Below are 2,394 nucleotides of genomic sequence, written 5' to 3' on the forward strand. Positions count from 1 at the left end.
AGATAGAGGTTGCCGTGCGAAGTGCCATCGTCAACATCGGGAGTAAGATGACAGGAAATCCCTTCTGGATGACGGACAGCACCAACTTCACCAACCAAGCAAGGTTCGCCAAGACCTTGAAGATGATAGAGGATGAGTATTCCCATTCGAGGGAGGATTTTATCCTTCATTTCAAGGAGACATATTCCAACCCTTATCCCCCTTCGTGGATTCTCTCGGAGATATTGCCTTTCGGTGTAATGACCAACATCTACGCCAACATCAAGGACAAGAAGATAAAGAAGCGGATAGCCCAGTCCTTCGGCTTGCAGGCCATACCGTTTGAGTCGTGGCTCACCATCGTGGCCTTGACCAGAAACTCATGTTGCCATCATGCTCGTGTATGGAACAAGCAGAACACCATCCGCCCCACGATGCCCAACGTGGTGCCATTGCCTTGGATAACCCTGCGCTCTGACCCTCTCCGCATCTATTTCAACCTGTGCATCATCAAGTACTTCCTGAATACGATTTCCCCAGGCAATGACATGAAGGAGAAAGTCCGGACGTTGCTCTCTTTGTTCTCGGAAGTGGATGTTTCGGCGATGGGATTCCCAGCTGGCTGGGAGGAAGAGCCGCTGTGGAAGTAAAAAATCTCCCGAAACTTTCTCTTTTCCCAAATATTTTTCGTACCTTTGGAGCTGATAATTAAATCGTATAACAAACTAACAACATAACGATATGAATATCAGCCGATTTACCCCCCCCCATTTTGTGGGGCAAGGGATTGCAAATAGTTAAGAATGAGGCTTCTAAAGAGTCTCATCGTAGAAATCATGCACTTAGTATAGCACTTGCTATACTCTTTTTAATCACCAACTTTTTCATACTGAACAGTTGTTCTTCCTCTGATGATGACGATTACCAGAAGAAGGAAGAGGAGGCTGCGCATTATTACGTCAAGTATGAAGTCGTGTTTCATGGCATAGGAAGTAATTACATTCATAATGTAACTATTGGTTACATCAGTGAAAAGGGACATTGCTCAGTATCACAACATGCTTTGTCTTGGGATGGAACATTTGGACCATTCAAACCAGGCACTACAGTAGAAGTCAACGCTTTTTGCGATAGAGTAAATTCACGAGGAAATAATAGTGCTCGCTTATCCGTATGCAATGGTAACGGACCATTTGTGCTGAAGGCAGAAACTTCTAAATTGGGTGAAAATAGCGTTTCTGTAAAATACACCATCCAAGAAACCGACTAACTTACAAGAAGCATAAAAGAAATGCGAGCAAAAGAATACTTGAATCAGCATAGGCATGACTTGAAGTATGCGGAGGTCGTGGGGCAAATCATAGATGACCTGCTGCCCCTCAGAAAGGACAAGGAAGCCACCAACGCATACATGAACAGACGGCTGTCCGCCGACATCCGCTTTCAGCATTACCTCTTGAAGAAAGAACTCTTCGAGAGAGGCAATGCCATGCAACCAGAGGAGCCTGTGTTTGAAGACTTGGAAGGAGAAATCAACAAGGACATTTCCATAGAAGTGAGGAAGGAACTTTTCTGTGTCATCAGGGAAGACGATTCTTTCGGCTATTTGTTTTACATCCTCGGAACGGAGTACAATGCCCACCATTCTGGTGAGCCAATAGACTGCGTTCCCGACAGCGAACAAATCCTGCGGAGCATCATAGACAACAGAGACGACTATCCCAAGAAGAAACTGGACAGTTTCATCAACGAGGACTTGAACTATCGCCAATATTGCACCTTGCTCGACGGCAATTATTGGGCTGATGATGACACTCTCTACTTGAAATACTTCAACCGAGTATATCAAATCTATGATGAGTTGCGACTTCGCCGTGGCAGCATGTCGGAAGTAAAGAAGTATCTACAAGAACAAAAGTTCGACAATGATGCAGAGAAGTTCTGGATTTATTCCTTCATCATCACGCTCATCGAGGCTTCGAGGCAGAAAGACGAGAGTCTTGGCAGATGCAAGATGCAACTGGCAAGGGAGATAGAACCTCTTCGAGAGAGAATCATGTCGCAACCTACTTCCACAGGCAAAAGCCCTGTCTATCTGACGGAGCGCACAGGTGCCAAGATAGACATCATCCGTGTACTCAACGTGCTCTACGAAATGGGTACGTTTACAGGAGAGAACGGAAAGAAAATAAGCAAGAAGGATTTTATGATAGCGATGGGGCAAGCGATGAATATGGATTTGAGTGGCTACGACAAGGACTTGTCGAGGTCGCTCTCCGACAGCACCAAACTCGAAAAGCACCTAAGGATTTTCGAGAACATGCTCCAGAAGATGACCGATATTTTTAATATGCACTAAAAGCAGAGAGACGATAAAAGATATGACACCATTGAAGTTTATAGATTTGTTTGCTG

The 2,394-nt window shown here is 44.9% G+C and carries 3 protein-coding genes; all 3 read left to right on the plus strand.

Annotation, left to right across the window (positions count from 1 at the left end):
• On the plus strand, nucleotides 1–629 hold a 629-nt coding region (locus QVD32_RS12865; RefSeq protein ID WP_287710342.1), incomplete at its 5' end, for an Abi family protein.
• Between the two features lie 137 nt (nucleotides 630–766).
• Nucleotides 767–1,249 carry a hypothetical protein gene (locus tag QVD32_RS12870; RefSeq protein ID WP_287710343.1) on the plus strand — a complete coding sequence of 161 codons (483 nt, stop codon included), beginning with the start codon at nucleotides 767–769 and terminating at the stop codon, nucleotides 1,247–1,249.
• 21 nt (nucleotides 1,250–1,270) lie between these two features.
• The gene (locus QVD32_RS12875) at nucleotides 1,271–2,338 is read left to right on the plus strand and encodes a hypothetical protein (RefSeq protein ID WP_287710344.1); all 1,068 of its coding nucleotides are present in this window, start codon (nucleotides 1,271–1,273) and stop codon (nucleotides 2,336–2,338) included.
• Nucleotides 2,339–2,394: the final 56 nt, after the last annotated feature.

Origin of the sequence: Barnesiella sp. (genome assembly GCF_022723415.1) — a bacterium.
Classification (GTDB): domain Bacteria; phylum Bacteroidota; class Bacteroidia; order Bacteroidales; family Barnesiellaceae; genus Barnesiella; species Barnesiella intestinihominis.